Source organism: Sphaerimonospora sp. CA-214678 (assembly GCF_050942215.1).
Taxonomy (GTDB): Bacteria; Actinomycetota; Actinomycetes; order Streptosporangiales; family Streptosporangiaceae; genus Sphaerimonospora.
The window spans coordinates 4,537,935-4,555,638 of record NZ_CP192056.1; the positions used below are offsets into that span (position 1 = coordinate 4,537,935).

The 17,704-nt window shown below is 67.0% G+C and carries 11 protein-coding genes; 3 read left to right on the forward strand and 8 right to left on the reverse strand.

The window, feature by feature from the left end:
* Positions 1 to 45 precede the first annotated feature (45 nt).
* A complete protein-coding gene (locus ACQP1K_RS20385; protein WP_433497300.1) occupies positions 46 to 1,158 on the forward strand; it encodes a helix-turn-helix domain-containing protein in 1,113 nt (370 codons plus the stop codon).
* Between the two features lie 459 nt (positions 1,159 to 1,617).
* Here ACQP1K_RS20385 and ACQP1K_RS20390 read toward each other — a convergent pair whose 3' ends face one another.
* The 4 genes from ACQP1K_RS20390 to ACQP1K_RS20405 form a co-directional block, all read right to left on the reverse strand.
* Positions 1,618 to 2,037 carry a hypothetical protein gene (locus ACQP1K_RS20390; RefSeq protein ID WP_433497301.1) on the reverse strand — a complete coding sequence of 140 codons (420 nt, stop codon included), beginning with the start codon at positions 2,035 to 2,037 and terminating at the stop codon, positions 1,618 to 1,620.
* Between the two features lie 83 nt (positions 2,038 to 2,120).
* The gene (locus ACQP1K_RS20395; RefSeq protein ID WP_055481543.1) at positions 2,121 to 2,342 is read right to left on the reverse strand and encodes a DUF397 domain-containing protein; all 222 of its coding nucleotides are present in this window, start codon (positions 2,340 to 2,342) and stop codon (positions 2,121 to 2,123) included.
* A gap of 152 nt (positions 2,343 to 2,494) precedes the next feature.
* The gene (locus ACQP1K_RS20400) at positions 2,495 to 2,725 is read right to left on the reverse strand and encodes a hypothetical protein (RefSeq protein ID WP_433497302.1); all 231 of its coding nucleotides are present in this window, start codon (positions 2,723 to 2,725) and stop codon (positions 2,495 to 2,497) included.
* An 86-nt stretch (positions 2,726 to 2,811) separates the two neighbouring features.
* Complete coding sequence (locus ACQP1K_RS20405; protein ID WP_433497303.1) at positions 2,812 to 3,063, reverse strand: hypothetical protein; 252 nt, start codon at positions 3,061 to 3,063, stop codon at positions 2,812 to 2,814.
* A 234-nt stretch (positions 3,064 to 3,297) separates the two neighbouring features.
* Here ACQP1K_RS20405 and ACQP1K_RS20410 point away from each other — a divergent pair, with 234 nt between their 5' ends.
* Both ACQP1K_RS20410 and ACQP1K_RS20415 read left to right on the forward strand, forming a co-directional pair.
* Positions 3,298 to 4,530, forward strand: coding sequence for a transcriptional regulator (locus tag ACQP1K_RS20410; protein ID WP_433497304.1), 1,233 nt, complete (start codon positions 3,298 to 3,300; stop codon positions 4,528 to 4,530).
* 121 nt (positions 4,531 to 4,651) lie between these two features.
* On the forward strand, positions 4,652 to 5,446 hold the full coding sequence (locus ACQP1K_RS20415; RefSeq protein ID WP_433497305.1) for a hypothetical protein: 795 nt from the start codon (positions 4,652 to 4,654) through the stop codon (positions 5,444 to 5,446).
* Between the two features lie 1,186 nt (positions 5,447 to 6,632).
* Here ACQP1K_RS20415 and ACQP1K_RS20420 read toward each other — a convergent pair.
* From ACQP1K_RS20420 to hflX, 4 genes are all read right to left on the reverse strand, one after another.
* Positions 6,633 to 10,808 (reverse strand): Eco57I restriction-modification methylase domain-containing protein, encoded by a 4,176-nt coding sequence (locus ACQP1K_RS20420; protein ID WP_433497306.1) that lies wholly within the window; start codon positions 10,806 to 10,808, stop codon positions 6,633 to 6,635.
* A complete protein-coding gene (gene drmD, locus ACQP1K_RS20425) occupies positions 10,805 to 13,993 on the reverse strand; it encodes a DISARM system SNF2-like helicase DrmD (RefSeq protein WP_433497307.1) in 3,189 nt (1,062 codons plus the stop codon). Before drmD ends, ACQP1K_RS20420 begins: the two co-directional genes overlap by 4 nt.
* 408 nt (positions 13,994 to 14,401) lie before the next feature.
* Entirely contained in the window at positions 14,402 to 15,610 is a 1,209-nt protein-coding gene (gene hutI, locus ACQP1K_RS20430) for an imidazolonepropionase (RefSeq protein WP_433497308.1), read from the reverse strand.
* 434 nt (positions 15,611 to 16,044) lie between these two features.
* Entirely contained in the window at positions 16,045 to 17,448 is a 1,404-nt protein-coding gene (gene hflX, locus ACQP1K_RS20435; RefSeq protein WP_433497309.1) for a GTPase HflX, read from the reverse strand.
* Between the last annotated feature and the right edge of the window lie 256 nt (positions 17,449 to 17,704).

The following is a 17,704-nucleotide window of genomic DNA, read 5'->3' on the forward strand; positions in this document are numbered from 1 at the left end:
GTGGACGGCACGACAAGCGGTACAACGGCGTGAGGAGGGATAGCAGTGGCCAGGGCGAAGACCACGCGTACGCTGTATGCGGCTGGAGACCTCGACTACGCGGTGCCGCCGGGGGAAACCCTGCGGGAGCTTCTCGAAGAAAAGGGGATGACCCAACGTGAGCTGGCTGAGCGAGCCGGGTTGTCCCCGAAACACGTCAACCAGCTGATCCACGGTCTCGTACGCCTCACTCCTGAGGTCGCGGAGTCACTGGAACGAGTGGTCGGAACTCCCGCGAAGCTCTGGAACCGACTCGAGGCCGACTATCAGTCGACGCGCATACGACTCCGGGCGGCCCGAGACCTGGAACAGCATATTGAATGGCTCAAGGAGCTTCCGGTATCCGAACTGGTCAAGCGGAAGATTCTTCCGGAGGAGCCGAAAGACAAGGTCGCCCGCGTCGAACAGCTTCTCGCGTTCTTCGCCGTCGCCTCGGTTGACGTATGGCAAGAGCTGTATGCGCAACCGGCAGCATGCGCATTCAGAAAGTCCAAGGTTCAGGATTCAAAGCTCGGCCCCTTGGCCACTTGGCTCCGCATCGGAGAAATCGAAGCACAGCGGGTGCCCTGCAGGGCCTTCGACGCTACAGCACTCAGGAAAACCATCCCCGAGCTGAGGGCGCTGACTCTGCTGCCCGTAGCCGAGTTCCGACCACGCCTGCAAGAGATCTGCTCCAGTAGCGGTGTGGCGGTCGTTTTCGTGGAGGAAGTCAGGGGTGCGCGCGTAAGCGGTGTCACACGAAAGATCGGAACCAAGCGCGTAATCCAGCTCAGCCATCGTTATCGTACGGATGATCAGCTCTGGTTCAGCTTCTTTCATGAGCTTCACCACGTGCTGAACGGTGACGATGAAATCCGTATCGAGATCGCCGGCAAGACCGAGACCGGTGATCCGAAAGAACTGGAAGCCGACCGCTTCGCAGCAGACACCCTCATCCCGCCCTACCATGCCCACCGATTGGCCGAACTGGCCTCAAAGGACGCCATCCGGTCCTTCGCCCATGAGATCGGAATCGCTCCGGGGATCGTCGTCGGACGCCTTCAGCGAGATTTCCCACGTCGCTGGCCCTACCGCAACGGAAACGATCTCAAGCGCAAGTTGGAGCTGATCGATTCCTGACATCATCCCCCGAGCCGACGACGGATCAGTTCCTCAAGATTCCAATGAGCCGGCTCTCGACGATGAGGAGTCTGGAGATAACATCAAAGCGCTTGACCGACTCGGCCGCGTGCCATGTACGTGTAGTGGTCGGTGACAAGGGGTCCAGGGGACCTCTTCCCTTGAGACTGGGATAGCCGGCCACATTCATGTAGTGCCCTGGCTTTCATCAGGACCTCCGAGGAGACCCCGCCTTCAGGCGGGGTCTCCTCGGAGGTCCTGATGAAGGCGCTCGGGGCCAGGCCCAGGACCAGAAGACCGAGGACCGTAGGGGTGCCCGCGACGTCCGCGATGCGGAGGCTCGCCAACTTGAGCTCCTCCGGCCGCCCATTCTCCTCGATGACCTCAAGCGACACCACGGACGGCAGATAGGTCGATGGCCCGCCTGCCGCCACGGGGGAAGCACGGCAGGCGGGCGGCTCATGTGGCCGGGCAGCGGTAGTCGGCGTCCCGGTTCGGCGAGCAGCAGACGACAGCGCAGGAGACGAAACGTCCGGCGTGCAGCCAGATCCCCCACTGCACGTCCACGCCCGCGCGCAGGGATTCCCGTACGAGGTCCAGCCGGAAGTCCAGGCCGATGCGGGCCTCGTCTTCTGGGTGGAGGAAGGACGGCTCGGCGGCCCGATAACGTTCAGCCAGCCACGCCATCGCCTCGTCCACGCCGGCCGGAGAGGCGTCGATGCGGCGGGCCGGTTTCAGCAGCCAGTCACAGGTACGCATCGGCGGCAGCAGCGAGGCCAGGAACGGTCCAGGGTCGGCCGGGGGCAGCGGAGGACGGCGCTCGGCCTCGCGGCGTCGGTCGTCGCCGATGCCGGTCCAGGAGTAGCAGTGCAGGTGCAACGGCGCTCTCCCTACATTGGGTGGGGTGCGGCCCCTGCCTGATTGCGCCGGGCAGGGACCGCACGCTCGATCACCGGCGGGTGCTACAGCGCGGCGGTGGCGATGCCGGCCGCGCGCAGCTCCGCGCCGGTGAACCGCAGCGTCCCCGCGGTCGGGTTCTTGCTGTCGCGCAGCGCGTAGGCGTCGGCCGCCCCAGGGATCGGGGCGACCTCCACGCAGCTCTCCATCTCCTCCTCCTGCTGGTTGCCGCCGCACAGGCGCCGGAACCGGGCCCCGGCCAGGTCGCGGTCGTACAGGTCGTTCATCTCATCACTCTCCGTCGGATCGACTCCCGCCCGGGCGGAATGCCGGGCGGGTTTTACCAAGAGGGGCGGCCTCCCGGGAAGGCCCCTCAGCCAGAAGAAGACCGCCCCCAAGCCCCGCCGATCGCGGCCAACTGCGACCAGCGGGGCAGCTCTCAGCGGGCAAGACCCAGCAGCAGGTCTCGCCACATCTCCTGAGCGCGGCAGGTGATCAGCCGTTCGGTCTCCCGTACCTCGGGCCCGACGCCGTGGGTGCGGTCGGTCCGGCGGATGAACCGCAACCCGCCCGCGCCGCACAGCTCGTACGACACGGGCACGCAGTCGTCACACGTGTGCTCGACGACCCGCGCGTACGCCGTCCGCCGCGCGTCCGGCAGCCACCGCAACCGCGCACAATCCGGCTGCTCCGCAGGAAGATGCAGACCGAGACACGACGGCGGAAGCTTGCCCGGATCGTCCAACCGCCCACCGCTCACGCCGTCGCCGCCGACCGGGCCGCCCTCACCTGCTCGGTGGCGTTCTCCCGCCCGGTGGCGTCCCCCTGTGCTGTGCCGTTCTCCAGCGCCGGGGCCACCTCCTCAGCGATGCTCTCCTGCTCGGCGATGGCCAGACCCAGCTCACGCAGGTCATCGGCGTCGACCGTACGCCACGCCCCGGCCCGCTCGGCGGCCACGGGGAACGGCCGCACCCGCGACGCCCACAACCGCCCGGCATCGCTGCGCATGATCCTCCACCCAGCGAACCCCGAGCCGGGAGAAACGGTTCTATGGTTGTCCATCAGGTCAGGACCTCGATTCCTGGCCGAGGGGTCCGTACGGCGTTCCTGCGCCTGCGGACCCCGCTTCGCTTGCGTCGTCACCTCGAAATACAACAGTCCGTAACCCCTGCATCACAGATGTCGTTGGGGGACACTGGGGGTGGTCAGGACACCCCCGGGTCTGACGAAGAGGTGCACGCGATGAACGCCGAACTTCCTCCATGGGCCGTACGGCTCCGCGCCGAGCGACGCAACCGGCTATGGAGCCAGAAAGAGATGGCCCGCCGCCTCGTCGAGGCCGCCGACGAGGAGACCCGCAGAGGTCTGCCCGTTCGAGAGACCATCGTCCGCCGGATCAAGGCGTACGAAGCCGGACACAACCAACCACGTGATCCGTACCGGCTGCTGTACGTCCGGGTATTCGGGATCAGCGAAGCCGAGTTGTTCGATACGCCGCAGGCTCCGAAACGCCCAACTGTCGATAACGTCCTCACGAAAATCCCTGACAGCGACTCTCTGACTCCACTCACTGTCAGGACAGGGCGACGTATCGGCATGAGCACGATCACCGACCTGTCCGCTAGAGTCCATCGCCTGCGCCTGGCCGACGACGTGCTGGCCGGCGGCGATCTCCTGCAGCCCGCGTTCCGCGAACTCAATGCCGCTACACGGCTCTACCGCGAAGCCACCTATACCGAGCACACAGGCCGCATACTGCTCAGCGTGATCGGGGAACTCGCGCAGATCACCGGATGGATCGCCAGCGACGCCGGACGACACCAGGAAGCAGCCAAGATCTACCGCCTCGGCATCCGCGCCGCTCAGGAGGCCGGAGACGGCACCCTGGAATCAAATCTGCTCGGCTCTCTGGCCTACCAGACCGCCAACATCGGTGACCCTCATGAAGGCGTGACGCTTGCCCACGCGGCGCTCAAGGCGGCCGGGCCGCACGCGCCTGCGCGGGCACGTGCCCTTGCTTGGGATCGCGTCGCCTGGGCTCATGTTCGGGTCGAGGAAATTGAGCCTGCTATACGAGCGCTCGGCGAGGCCAGCACCGCCCTTGAACAGCACGGTGGCGAGGACGAGCCCGCCTACCTGTACTGGGTGGACACGAACGAATTGCAGATCATGGAAGCACGCGCCTACACCGAACTGCGGCGCCCGCTTCGCGCCGTACCTGTCCTCACCGATGTACTGGCCCGTTACGACACCACCCATGCACGCGAGCTCGCGCTTTACCTGTCCTGGCTCGCCGCGGCACTCGCGGACGCCAACGAGCCAGAGGAAGCGGCCCGCGCCGCCCGGCGAATGTTCGACCTGTCGAAAGACGTGGCCAGCGACAGAACCACCCGCCGTCATCGTGTCGTCCTCGACCGGCTCGCGCCGTACCGGGACGTGCCGCAGGTACGGGAACTGATAAACCAACCCATATGACCTTAAACATATAATACGGATGACCCTTAATGCCGTAGGCAAAGCAATGAGGAGATCTCCTGCGCAGAGTGCATCTCTACCCTTATCCTGCTCTCTCACCCGCATGAAGAAGAGGCGAGACATGGGCGAGCAGGTAATGGGGACCGGATCTTCCACTCAGGCAAGCGACTCACAGGCATCAGCGAAGATCGAAAGCACTGAGGCAGCATCCGCGAAAAAGTTTACATCCTCCCGAACAATGCCAAAATGGGAGACCGACGCAAGGGACCGTGTTCGGACAGCGATTCGCCGCTACTCCAAGCCGCTCGCTGATCTTATCGCGAGAGATGCGAACGAGGGAGACACACGTCTGCTCGTCACCGACTTTTTATGCGATGGGCTGGGATACGATAAATATGAAGAGCTGACCACGGAATATCAGGTGAAGGGCGAGTTTGCTGATTATGGAATCCGCATTGAAAAACAACTCGCCGCCTTCATCGAAGTAAAACGCTGCACTCAAAAACTTGGCGAGAAGCATTTGCGACAGGTGCAGATGTACGCAGTGAACGAGGGCGTCGAATGGATGATTCTCACCAACGCTCAGGTATGGCAGGTCTACCACCTGACCGGCGGCCTCCCCGCTGTGGTCGATCTTGCCTTCGAGGTCGATCTCCTTAGCGACGACTCCCTGGCAGCCAAGTCTGGCACATTTTTCTACTTGACCAAGGAAGCATTCAGGCGACGCCTTATCGATGATCTCTGGAAAGCCCGTGCGGCCACATCTCCCAAGGCCTTAGCACAAGTGGTGACGTCTGAGACGGTACTCGAAGCCATACGAAAGGAAGTCCGCCGCCAGACAAGCCACAATGCCGATGTCAAGGATCTAGCACGGATTCTGCGGAGCGAAGTCCTGCGGCCGGAGATACAACCTTAGATGTAATTCAGCGACCTCGTCTGAACGCTACGTGAGATCTGGTATCGACTTACCTTCCAACCCGGAGAGTTGTATTGATGAGCAGCCTCTGACTCCCGATCCTATCGCAGGCATCACCAACTTTCTTCTGAAACCGAGGCCATCCGTCGCCATCCGGAATGACGAGATAGATGGACATGTGAAGTGCTTGACGATTGCGGACACGCCTGATACCTGCCCTCCTCCTACCGAGAACCTTAGCGACTTCGCGCGGGAGTTCGGGCACCTCAATTGGTGTTCTTACGCCCACCTCTCGTTCTTTATTATCCCAGGCCGTGTCACAGACCGGAAGTGTGGTATTACCGGGGAGCGCAAGTTGCCAGACAGTCTGGTTGCCGCTGCTTTGCCGGCCGCTGATCGTTTCAATCCTTAGCGGTTCGCCAAGCTTCGCAAGGCGCAGGCCCTCACCAAGGTCAATAACCATCGGCCTCTTACTCCCATGAACTATTTGGTCGTGCCATCGTGGACGGATCATGATTGTTTGTTTCACGTTGGGAGATACTTGAAACGTCCGCCGTCGGAACTGATTTCCTTCTGTTACCCGGCTTGCCGGACCATCGCCAGATTGCTCAACCATGCAGGTCCGCCTGGGGTTCTCGCCCTTTGACCTCCGGGAAGTTGATTGCCCTCGTCGAGGTTGGGCGTCCATGCGCCAGGGCGGGCGGAGATCACTCAAGGGCGAGATCGTGCGACTCACCACCCATGCCCGGCAACGCTTGGGGCGCGGCCACTTCCCCTGGAGAGGAAGGCCAGATGAGGCGCTCTCAAACTGCTCGCTGATTACTCAAGTCCTCTGTCGACGCATCCGGGGCATGGTGTCCAGCCGTCGGCCTCGGCGTCCGCTGCGGGCATCCGCAGGACGTTATGCAGACGGTTACCCTGCCTTTCGGCACCACGCCGGCCAGCAAGCCACATAGGGCATTCCTCACCGGCGTGGTAGCGGTCGCTGCCCCTCGTGGTGATCACCAAGGAATGGTCTGGCATGCCTTCGCTCCTCTCCGGAGCGTCGGGCAGGGAAGGTAGGGCTATCCCTGCCTCGCTCACCGACGCTGCTGGCCATGCAGTCGCTTTGGGTCCGGCGGAACGCGTCGAAGCGCATCGGCCGTCACTCGAACTATGGCTGCTACTGAAACCAACCGCTACCGGTTCAGAACAGGCCGGGCGCGGCGACTTCGGGCTCCTTCGAGATGGAGGCGGGCTTGGCCGGCTTGGGCTTGGTGGGCTTTTTCTTCTTGTCGTGGAGGCCTTGAGCTACCTCTTCGGCGTAGCGGGCGTGGTTGAGCTCAAGGAGGAGGTCTACGAACTCGCGCTGGGCGAAGGGGCCGACCGTGTAGCGGGTCTCCCGGCCCGCGATTAGGTGGTGGCCATGGTCAAGCCGGTCGAGCAGGTCATCCCAGCCGTAGGCGCGGCAGGTCGCCTCGTCGATCTTTCGATGAATGCTGCGCAACTCGACGATGTCGTCGTCCTGGCACGATGGGTCGTTGACCAGGTTGTACGTCGCGGTCAGCCCTGACTGACGGGCAAGCATCACGCTCCGCCGGTAAATGTCGAGCCGCTCTCCCAGCTCGCGCATCTCCTCCGTCAACTCCGGCAGCGGCAGCGTCTCGAACACATCCGATGGCGTGTAGCGAACCCTTGTTTCAAGTGTCGACGCCCGAGTGAGCGTCCACCAGTAATGCGGCGCGCTCGACAGCAGGGCCAGCATCGCCGTGTCGTCCGTCGCGAACACAACCACCTGCTCGCTCATGACCTGCCCAGTGGGCACCATGACCGGCATCACGACTTTGCTCACACGTGTCAGCGCGATGACTCGATCCAACCCCTCGATCGCTAGGTAAAGTTCAGGCCGCCTCCGCTCGTAGATCCACCATTTCTCGCGCGCGTTCTTGCTGAATTTGACCTTGAGCCGCTCTGGCTTCACCAACCGAAGTACGTGTTCGTACGGCTCCACATACGCCTTGGCCCTTTCCTCTGGCCAGTCAAAGAAGTTGATGATCCAGCGGCTTCCTGAACAGTCCGGGCGAGAGTTGAGGTCCTGACCGTTGACGTAGGAAAAGAGGACGTCTTTGATTCGTGGATCACGCTCGATCAGCGCCTGCGCCGCCTCGGGCTCCATCGTGAAGCCCAGCCCAAGGACGTTCGTTCCCTGGAACGACTTTCCAGCGTTCCTTTCCAGGCGTTCCGGGTTTCCCGTTACCCGGGATGCGGGGTCCAGCGAAGGCGTAATGCCTTTGACTACAACGCCATCCGCGATCCGCTCAGCCTCGTCCCCAAGGCCAGCCATGCTTGTCCAGATGGCGCAGTATTCGAGGACGGCTGACCGAGACGGCCATGGCTTGCTCTTCACGGCCTGACGGATCATCGTTCCCTCATCGACGAGCTGGTCGAGGCTTACTTCGCGGGTGTCCCCTTGAGCCAGGGTGTTCGTCGCGATCAGGCCGGTCTGGCCACTCGCATTGAGAAGATCATGGGCTCGGAGCACGAAGTAGGCGACCAGGTCGGCGCTACCACGGGCACCACGGCCGATCGCGCTCACCATGTATTCGCGGTAGGCCACGCCCAACGACCCGGTGAGCCGCTGGCCGCCCAGGAAGGGTGGATTGCCGATGATGGCGTCGAAGCCGGGGCCGCCGGACTGGGGTCGGACAAGGGTGTCGCCCGGCTCCCCCGAGGTCCCGCCGGTCGTCCCCTCGAAGACCTCGGGGAAGACCAAGGGCCAGTGGATGGGGTGGCGGTTGAAGGTGCCGGGGACCTGGTCGGTGGCCAGCCAATCCGTGCGGGACTCCTCCGCTCTCGCCGTAACGCCGGGCTCACCTCTCACCACACCGCTGGCGAGGTGGGCGGCGCTCAGGGAGGCCCGGTCGAAACCGCGGAGCTTGCCTACCTCCGGAGCTGCCTCGGTGTCGCGAATCTTTCCCTGCTCCACCGCGTACTTCAGGGACGCCCCCACCAGCAGGTCGGCGAACAGCCGGGCCTGGCGGGTCTCGCTGTCGATTTCGGCGAGGATGCCGCGTTTCTCGTTCAGCGCGTCGACGCCGTCCTCATCCACCGAGATGTCGACAAGGCGCCGCCGCTTCTCGGCGGTACCGCGGACGAGCCGCTGAACGTCCTTGGTGAAGTCGAGTGCCGACTCCTCGAACAGCTTGCGTCCGCGCGACGGCACGAGGTGCATGTATTCGAGCTGCTCCAGCGAGGTGATGCCCAGCAGGGCGTCGCCGACCGTGAGTCGGTCGTCGACGAACGTGAACGGCCTGGTCGGGTCCATCGACACGAGCCAGAGCGACAGCTTGGCCATCTCCACGGCCATCGGGTTGATGTCCACCCCATAGAGACAGTGCTCGATGACCTGCCGCCGCGCCTCGATCACGACCGGGTCGGCGTCGGCGTCCGCCATACGCTCCTCGGACCCCTCCAGATAGGCGATCGCCTCCTCTCGGCCCTCCCGCGACCAGGCCTCGACCAACCGGTCCCCCAGATATCGCGCCGCCGCGACGAGGAAGGCCGCCGAGCCCATCGCGATGTCGGCGATCTTCAGACCGCGATGGCCGTCCCGGCCCAGGATCTCGGCCGAGGATCGCAGCCGCCACTGCGTCCTGTCGGCCGTCTGCAGCGGCCCGGGGGCGTAGACCAGCGGCTCAAGCGCGTTCTTGACCACATCTTCTGCCAGGAACTTCGGCGTGTAGTGCGTCCCGGTGTTCTTGCGCAGTGCCGACTCCGTGACGTACAGCGCGCCGGGCAGGATGACGACCGGCAGGCCGCGCAGGTCTTCGCGCAGCAGCCCGACGTACGGCAGCAGCCGCCCGGCCAGCTCGGCATCGCCGCGCGTGACGGCCAGCAGCCGCCGCGTGGCCTCCAGGCTGTCGGTCTCATCCAACGGCGCGAGCCGCTTGCGCAGCGCGGCGACGCTGCCGATGCCGGAGTCCTTGTACTTCTCCGCGAGCCTGCCGGCCAGAGCCTCCGTGTCGCCGCCGACCTCCCGAGACAGCGACTCAAGGTCGAAGAGGTCGACCTCCTCCTCCCGGCCCGCCTTGCCGACCAGGCCGACGACGGTGTCGGCCGCGCGGAAGCCGTCGAACGACAGCAGGCCCTCGTAGACGTACCCGATCTGCTCGACGTCGAGCGAGCGGAAGCTGAGCGTGCGGCGTTCGCGGTTCTTCCCGGTGCCGACCTCGACGTACTGCACGGCCCGCAGCATGTGCAGCACGGTCCGGTCGTCGATGGTCAGCGGCATCCAGGGGTGCGCGTCGGGGTCGAACAGCGACCCGTCGTGAGCGTGCATGGTCAGCCGCGGGTGCCGTACGCCGCTGTGCACGGCGCGGAACAGCGCGAGCAGGCGGTGCCATGCGGCGTGGCTGTTCTCGAGCTCCTCCTCGCTGCCGTCGATCGCGCGCCGCTCCAGCTCGGCGCACAGGCGCCCCGCCGAGTAGGCCGTGGCGTACACCTTGTTGTCGGACGGCAGCAGGCCGCGCTCCTCGGCGAACAGCAGGAAGACGACGCGCATCATCACCGACACCGCGCCGCGGTAGACCTCGTGCGCCGTGACGTCACCCGGCACGCCGGCCCGGCCGATCGCGGCGACCAGCAGCTCCACGGCCTGGCGCACCTGGACGCCGAGGGCCTCGGTGATGTCCTCCTGGTTGTCCAGGCTGGCCTTGAGCAGCGCGGGCAGCCGCTGCGGCTCGGGGAACGCGAAGAACCGGTCGACGCCGAGCAGCGAGACGAAGGCGCGGAGCACGTCGCGCTCGGCCGCCTCCGGCCAGGGGATCGCGTCGAACACCGCCGTGGTGGTCACCCCGCCCTTCGGGGCCCAGACCAGCGTCCACCAGCGGCCGTCGGTGACCATGCCCAGCTCGACGCCGTGGTGGCGACAGAGCATGGCCATCCGGTCGGCCGGCGTGGCGGCCCACGCCGACGACTTCACCCTGGCCGTCGGGTGGCCGCTGCTGACCATACCGAGCAGCCGCACGGTGTCGGGCTTGGGGGCGTGACCGGGCACGGCCAGCGCGAAGCTCGGCGTGAGCGTCGTGTCGTGCTCGGGCACCTCGATCGCCAGGTGGTCGAGGCTGCCGTCGATCGGCGCGATGTGTACGGCGTCGCCCCAGCGCAGCAGCCCACGCAGCACGTGCTCGATCCAGGCGCGGCGGTCGCGGCCCTTCTGCCAGACGGCGTGGGCGAGACGGAGCCGTTCGAGCTGCTGCCTGTCGACCGCGTCCAGGGCCGGCCAGGTGGACCGCAGCACCGGGAGGCTGAGGAACGGCCCGGTCACCTCGACCAGACTCAGCCACCCCTGATGATCGAACTCTCGGCTGAACCTTCTCCTCATCGGGTCGCCTCCCGCCTCGGCACGACGAAGACAACGGCCACCGGGAACCGGTGCGGCCGGGGGTCGCGGTAGCGCGCCGCGATCGCGGTGAGTTCCCGGTCGCGCTCCCGGCCGAGGCCGGCCAGGCGTTCCTCCCAGGATCTGCGGTCTCTGCGATATTGCTCGCGCTCCTCCTTGGACACCGCCTCGTGCCGGCCGAACAGCGCGTCGCCCTGATCTCCCTCGGCGAGCTTGGCCCGCAGGGTGGCCTCGAACCGCTCCAGGCCGGCGACGACCCGGTCCTGCTCGGCCGCCATGCGCTGGGCGAGCTTGCGCTGCAACTGCTCGCGCTTCTGGTCCTTGCCGTCGATCCGCCAGTCGATGGACTGCAGGACCGAGTCGCCGATCTTCGGCCACGCCTCGGCGAGGCGGTGCCGTACCGGCTCGGACGCCGGCTTCCCCTGCGTGAGGGCGCGGTCGAGGATGCCGCCGAGCACGGTGAGGTTCTCCAGGCGGCGGAAGCGGCCGGTCTCGGGCACCCAGCCGCCCGCGTACAGCACCTCCTCGTGCAGCCGCACGCCGTCACCGCCGACCAGGACGAACCGGCAGAACGCGCCGACCAGCGTGGTCTCCAGCGCCGGGTCGTCGCCGACCACGGCGGTGACTCTGTACAGGCCGATCTCCGCGTTGGAGACGGCGGCGCGCAGCAGCCGGGTGGACATGGCGACCAGCGGGTGACCCAGGTGGGCGAGCACGACGTCGTCACGCACCCGGCCCTCGGGGTCAAGCGTGGCCTCGGGGTCGAACGTCACCGGCCGCTGGCGCGGCTGCTCGTCCTTGGTGGCGGGCTTGGCCAGCAGGCCGGCCGCGGCCCGCGCCCACGACCCGGTGAGCGGCGGCACGTCCCACAGGCCCTCGGTGAGGTGCTTGTCGTCGAGGTGCGGCTTGAGCGGCTGCTGCCGGGCCAGCTCCAGCGCGGTGTCCACCACCCGTTTGACGTTGGCCGGGGTGATGCGCAGCTCGGCGACCGTGTCGTCGAGGTTGGCGCGCAGCCGCCGCACCTGCTCGCCGACGTTCGCCTCGGCCGGTACGGCGCCCGCGCCGCCTCCGGCACGCCCGGCCGTGGCCGCGCCCGTTGCCGAGCCGGCCTGCTCGACGTCGTAGTCGTCGATCTCGCCGAGCATCCGGCGTTGTACGGCCCGGGCCAGCACGGCGTTGACCGAGCCGAGGTCCTCCTCCATCTGCGCGACCTTGTTCGCGACCCGGGACAGGAACTCCAGGTCGGCCTCGTAGGAGTCGACGACGCCGTTCCAGCCGGTGCCGATGAAGTGGCGGATGTCCGGGGTGCGCTTCTGGCCCCAGCGGTCGATGCGGCCGATCCGCTGCTCCAGCTTGTTCGGGTTGAACGGGATGTCGTAGTTGACCAGCCGGTGGCAGTGGTTCTGCAGGTCGATGCCCTCACTGGCGGCGTCGGTGGCGACGAGGATCCGCACCGGATGCTCGGCCGGGTCCTTCTGGAAGGCCACCCGGAGCTGTTCACGCTCGATGGCCGACATGCCGCCGTGCAGTACGGCCAGGCGGTCCCCGCCGAGATCCTCCTGCCGCAGCAGCTCTACCAGCCACTTCTGCGTGGCGCGATATTCGGTGAACACCACGACCCGCTCGTTGGTCCAGTGCGTGCCATCAGGGCGGCAGACCGCCCGCAGATAGTCGATGAGCTGCCGGGCCTTGGCGTCGGGGGCCGACTCGTAGTCGCGGGCCCAGTCCCGCATCCGGTTCAGCAGCATGACCTCCTCGACGCCGGTGATGCCCTGCAGCGGCGTCGCCATGGAGATCGCGTCGTCCTCGGCCTCGGCGAGGGGCTCGTCGTCGAGGGTCGCGGTGTCGTCCCAGAAGTCGTCCAGCCACTCCTCGTCATCGTCATCATCCATGACGGGGACGGCGGTGGTCGGTACGGGCTCCCGTACGGTCTCCAGGTAGACGTCGAGGGTGTGCGCGAACGCGGCCGGACTGGAGAACAGGCGCTTCTTCAGCAGCAGCGTGACCAGGTCGGCGGCCTTGCGGCCCTTCGTGCCGGCGTTGAGCATGGCGCGGCGGGCCCGGGCGAACCGCTTCAGCACCTCGTGCACCTCGCGCTCGTCGGCCGGGTAGGCCACCGGGATCGCCCGGGCCTCCCGGTCGATGAACCGCTTGGTGCCGTCGGCGTTGACGATGTGCCGCTTGAGCCGGCGGACCACTGTCTCCTTCACCGCGGCCGCGTCCGGGTCGACGCCCCGGGCGAACCGCTGGTCGTCGAGGACCTCCAGCAGCGCCGTGAACGACGCCTGGTAGCCGTTGTGCGGGGTCGCCGACAGGAACAGCCGGTGGGTGAAGTGGGGGGCGAGACGTCGGATCAGCTTGGTCTGCTGGGAGTCGACGGCGTAGACCTGCTTGGGCGCGGACGGGGCCACGTGGTGCGCCTCATCGAGGATCAACAGGTCGAAGCGGCGCTCCACGGCGGCCGGGTCGAGGACCTCGTCGAGCAGCCGCTGGGCCTTCTGCCCGCGCAGCCACGGCAGGCTCACGATGCTGAGCGGGTAGACCGTGAACGGGTTGGCCGCGCTGCCGTGCGTACGGCGGACCAGCGCGCACCGCTCCGTGTCGATGATCGTGAAATCGAGGCCGAACTTCTCGGCCATCTCGTCCTTCCACTTGAGCGTAAGCCCGGCCGGACAGACAGTCATGATTTTTCGTGCCCTGTGGCGGAGAAGCAGCTCCTGGGCGACGAGTCCGGCTTCGATGGTCTTGCCGAGGCCGACGTCGTCGGCGAGCAGGAGGTTCACCCTGGGTGCGTCGAGAGCCCGGGAGACCGGTTCGAGCTGGTAGTCCTCGATGGCCACACCCGAGCGATACGGCGCCTGCAACGTCTTCACATCCGCGCTGGTGACGGCCGACCAGCGGATGGCGTCGAGGAACGCGGCGAGCCACTCGGGCGAGTCGAACCCGTCAGGCGTCACCTCGGGCAGCGAACCGCTCGGCAGCACGCGGCGGCCCGGTTCGATCTCCCACACGACGTCGAGCGTGTCGCCGTACCTGCCGTCCTCCACGCTCTGCAGCGTGACCAATGTGCTTACGCCCGAGCCGTCGACGTCGCTCACCACCCAGCGCTGGCCGCGCACGGCGACCAGTTCCCCGATGGACGGCTCCTGCGATGTCGTGATCGTCACAGTCCACTCCCCGCCGACGCCCTTGCCGGCATTCGCTGAGCTCCGCTCCACCAAGACACAGTAAGGGCATCTTCATAACGACCGGTGGAGAACTGTCCAGGTTCGCCACCCCGAAGATCCCTCCCGGATGCACGCGGTGGAATTTACGGTAGACACGGCCAATTGTCCATGTGAGTGTGATTTGCATTCACGAACGAAATCGCCCTAAACCACAAGGACATGCTCCCGTGTACAGCCGGTCGAGGTCGACGAGCTCGACATCGGGGCGCCTGTCGGCAAGATGAGCGAGGTCGGCGGAGAACACCGAAGCGGCGACAACGTCAGGAGTGGCCGGGTTCGCTCCATCACGGTCGGGATCGGACAGCCTCAGGAGAGGGCAGGCCGGCCACAGGCGGCCTGCTCGGGGAGCTACTGGACGGGTATGCCGCCGCGCCAGACCCGGCGGGCCTTGAGGCCGAACGACCAGGCGAAGGCCCCCTCGTGATCGGCGTCCCACTGGACGATGTCGGCCAGCCGTCCCGGCGCGAGAATGCCCCGGTCGGTGGTGCCGAGGACCTGGGCGCCGCCCATCGTCGCCGCACGCAGGGCGTCGTTCACGCTCATGCCGAAGGCCGCGACGGCCAGGCTGATCACCAGTGACATCGAGGTGATGCCGCAGTGGCCGGGGTTGTGGTCGCTGCCGAGCGCGATGGGGACGCCCTGGGCCAGCATCCGCCGTACCGGCGGGAGATGTCCCACCTGCAGCGCCGTGCTCGGGCAGACGACGGCGGGCACGCCGTAGCGTGCCATCACGGAGATGTCCTCGTCGGAGGCGTGATGCAGCAGGTCGGCCGAGGCGCAGCCCAGCTCGGCGGCGAGCTGTACGGCGCCCCGCCGGTTGTAGGCGCCCGCGTGGATGCGGGGCATGAGCCCGACGTTGCGGCCGGAGGCGAGCACCCAGCGGGCCTCGTCGGCGGTGAAGTGTCCGTCGTCGCAGTAGACGTCGACGCTGTCGGCCCCGGCCGCGGCGGCGTCGGCACACCAGGAGGAGACCGCCTCGATGTAGTCGCGCTGGCGGCCGAAGAACTCGGGCGGGACCACGTGCGCGGCGAGGAACGTGGCGTGCACCCGCGGCATCATCGGCTCTTTCTCGAGCTCGCGCAGCAGTCGCACGTCGGCCAGTTCGCCGTCCCTGGTGAGGTGGTAGCCGGTCTTGGCCTCGACCGTCGTCGTGCCGCCCACCAGCCACTCGTGCAGTCGCTCGCGCACGCCGTTGCACAGCGTCCACGGGTCGGTGCCCCGGGTGACGGTGACGGTCGAGCCGATGCCGCCGCCTGCCGCGGCGATGGCCGAGGCGGTGGAACCGCCGGACCGCATCGCCATCTCCGCGTACCGGTTTCCGGCGTACACGGGATGGGTGTGAGCGTCGATCAGGCCGGGCGTGACGAGAGCGCCGCCCAGGTTCTCCACATGGTCCACGTCGACGATGTCGTTGACGACGCCGGGGACGCTCTGGGGAAGGTCGGCGGCGCGGCCGACCCAGGCGATGCGGTCGTTGTGGACCAGGACGGCGGCATTGCTGCACACCTCGTGTCCTGTCCACAGGCGGCCGATGTTGGTGAGAAGCCGCACAGTCATCCGACCACCTGCCCGGCACGGCCGGACATCGAAACGGTCCGCCGCGCGGGCTTCGCGCCCACCGGGTCCGCTCCGTGTCCGGACATCATTGGGGGGTCTCCTGCCTCATCGCGCACTTGGTTTCGTGCGATGACCCTACCGCCGGGATGCACAACCCGCGCGATTCAGTTCAGTTACGGTATTTCACAAAGGGGCTTGATGTACAGGGTTGAGGGAAGAACGCCGATCCGCCTCAGCCGCCACGGACGTCACACGGACATCCCACGACCGGTAAAGCACTGCCTGCTGTCATTTCGTTACCCGTACCATACGGTCACCATAGGCTCAGACGATGTTAGCAAGACAACCCCGGCGAGGCCATCACCCACGCACAGCGGATGATGGACCCGCCGGTCAGCGTCTCATGACATCCGGGCAGGCACGATACGAAGCGATCAGACCGTCTCGACGGGCTTGGCCGCCCGGTCCAGCTCGGCGAACAGACCGGCGGGGATCCGCGCGTGCAGGATCGTCCCCTCGCCGGTGTGCTCCAGTGACAGCACCTCGCCCTCGTCGTGGGCGCGGGCGACCAGGTCGCCCCGGTCGTACGGCACCAGCATGCGGACCTCGTGGTCCGGGCGGGGCAGCTCCCGCTCGATCATCGACAGCAGGTCGGCGATGCCGGCGCCGGTGCGCGCGGACACGACGATGCTGTGCCTCTCCTTGATCGTGAGCCGGGCCAGGACATCGGGCTCGGCCGCGTCGGCCTTGTTGACGACCACGATCTCCGGGATGTCCCGCGCGCCCTCGATCTCGCCCAGCACCTCGCGGACCGCCGCGATCTGGGACTCCGGGTCGGGGTGCGAACCATCCACCACGTGGAGGATCAGGTCCGCGTCGGCGACCTCCTCCAGCGTCGAGCGGAACGCCTCGACGAGCTGGTGCGGCAGGTGCCGTACGAAACCGACCGTGTCGGCGAGCGTGAACACCCGGCCCTCGGGCGTGTGCGCCCTGCGCACAGTCGGGTCGAGGGTGGCGAACAGCGCGTCCTCGACCAGAACGCCCGCCCCGGTCAGCCGGTTGAGCAGCGACGACTTGCCGGCGTTGGTGTAGCCGGCGATCGCCACGGCGGGCACGTCGCGGGACTGGCGCCGGTGCCGCTTGGTCTCCCGGACCGTCGACATCTCCTTGATCTGCCGCCGGAGCCTGGCCATCCGCTCGCGGATGCGCCGCCGGTCCAGCTCGATCTTCGTCTCACCGGGGCCGCGGCCGCCGATGCCGATGCCGCCCGCGGCCCGTCCGCCGACCTGCCGGGACAGGTTGCCGCCCCAGCCGCGCAGGCGGGGCAGCAGGTACTGCAGCTGGGCCAGCTCGACCTGGGCCTTGCCCTCGCGGCTCTTGGCGTGCTGGGCGAAGATGTCGAGGATCAGCGCGGTGCGGTCGACGACCTTCACGTTGACGACGTCCTCGAGCTGGCGCAGCTGACCGGGGGTCAGCTCGCCGTCGCAGATCACCGTGTCGGCGCCGGTGGAGGCGACGATGTCGCGCAGCTCGCTCGCCTTGCCCGAGCCGATGTAGGTGGCCGGGTCGGGCCGGTCGCGCCGCTGGATCAGGCCTTCGAGGACCTGCGACCCAGCGGTCTCGGCGAGCAGCTTCAACTCCTGGAGGGAGTTCTCCGCGTCCACGACGGTGCCGCTGGTCCACACGCCCACCAGGATGACCCGTTCCAGCCGGAGCCGCCGGTATTCGACCTCGGTGACGTCTTCGAGCTCTGTCGACAGGCCCGCCACCCGGCGGAGTGCCTGACGCTCTTCCAGTTCGTAATCGCCCACGGCATGGTCTAGGGGCTCAAATCGCATGTATGTCATCTCTGGCTAGGTCAACAATTCGACACCTCGATGTCTTCCCCCGATGGTGGCATGCGGCACCCCGATCACGCACCTCCTTATCGGGGGGCGTCCACCGGAGACGTGTCGGGGCCGTCCCCCGGGGGTCGGATCCACCCGTCGGACCCGGCGAAATCCGCCATCGGTCGTGCGCTCGCGCCGGCCCGGCGGCCGAGGGCGGCGGCGCTCACGAGCACATCGCCGAGCCGTACCCGCCGGTGCCGGGCCT

Coding starts and splice junctions, on each gene's coding strand:
- ACQP1K_RS20395 (WP_055481543.1), bottom strand. CDS start 2,342: ATGAACGACCTGTACGACCGCGACCTGGCCGGGGCCCGGTTCCGGCGC.
- ACQP1K_RS20405 (WP_433497303.1), bottom strand. CDS start 3,063: ATGCGCAGCGATGCCGGGCGGTTGTGGGCGTCGCGGGTGCGGCCGTTC.
- ACQP1K_RS20410 (WP_433497304.1), top strand. CDS start 3,298: ATGAACGCCGAACTTCCTCCATGGGCCGTACGGCTCCGCGCCGAGCGA.
- ACQP1K_RS20415 (WP_433497305.1), top strand. CDS start 4,652: ATGGGCGAGCAGGTAATGGGGACCGGATCTTCCACTCAGGCAAGCGAC.
- ACQP1K_RS20420 (WP_433497306.1), bottom strand. CDS start 10,808: ATGAGGAGAAGGTTCAGCCGAGAGTTCGATCATCAGGGGTGGCTGAGT.
- hutI (WP_433497308.1), bottom strand. CDS start 15,610: ATGACTGTGCGGCTTCTCACCAACATCGGCCGCCTGTGGACAGGACAC.
- hflX (WP_433497309.1), bottom strand. CDS start 17,448: ATGCGATTTGAGCCCCTAGACCATGCCGTGGGCGATTACGAACTGGAA.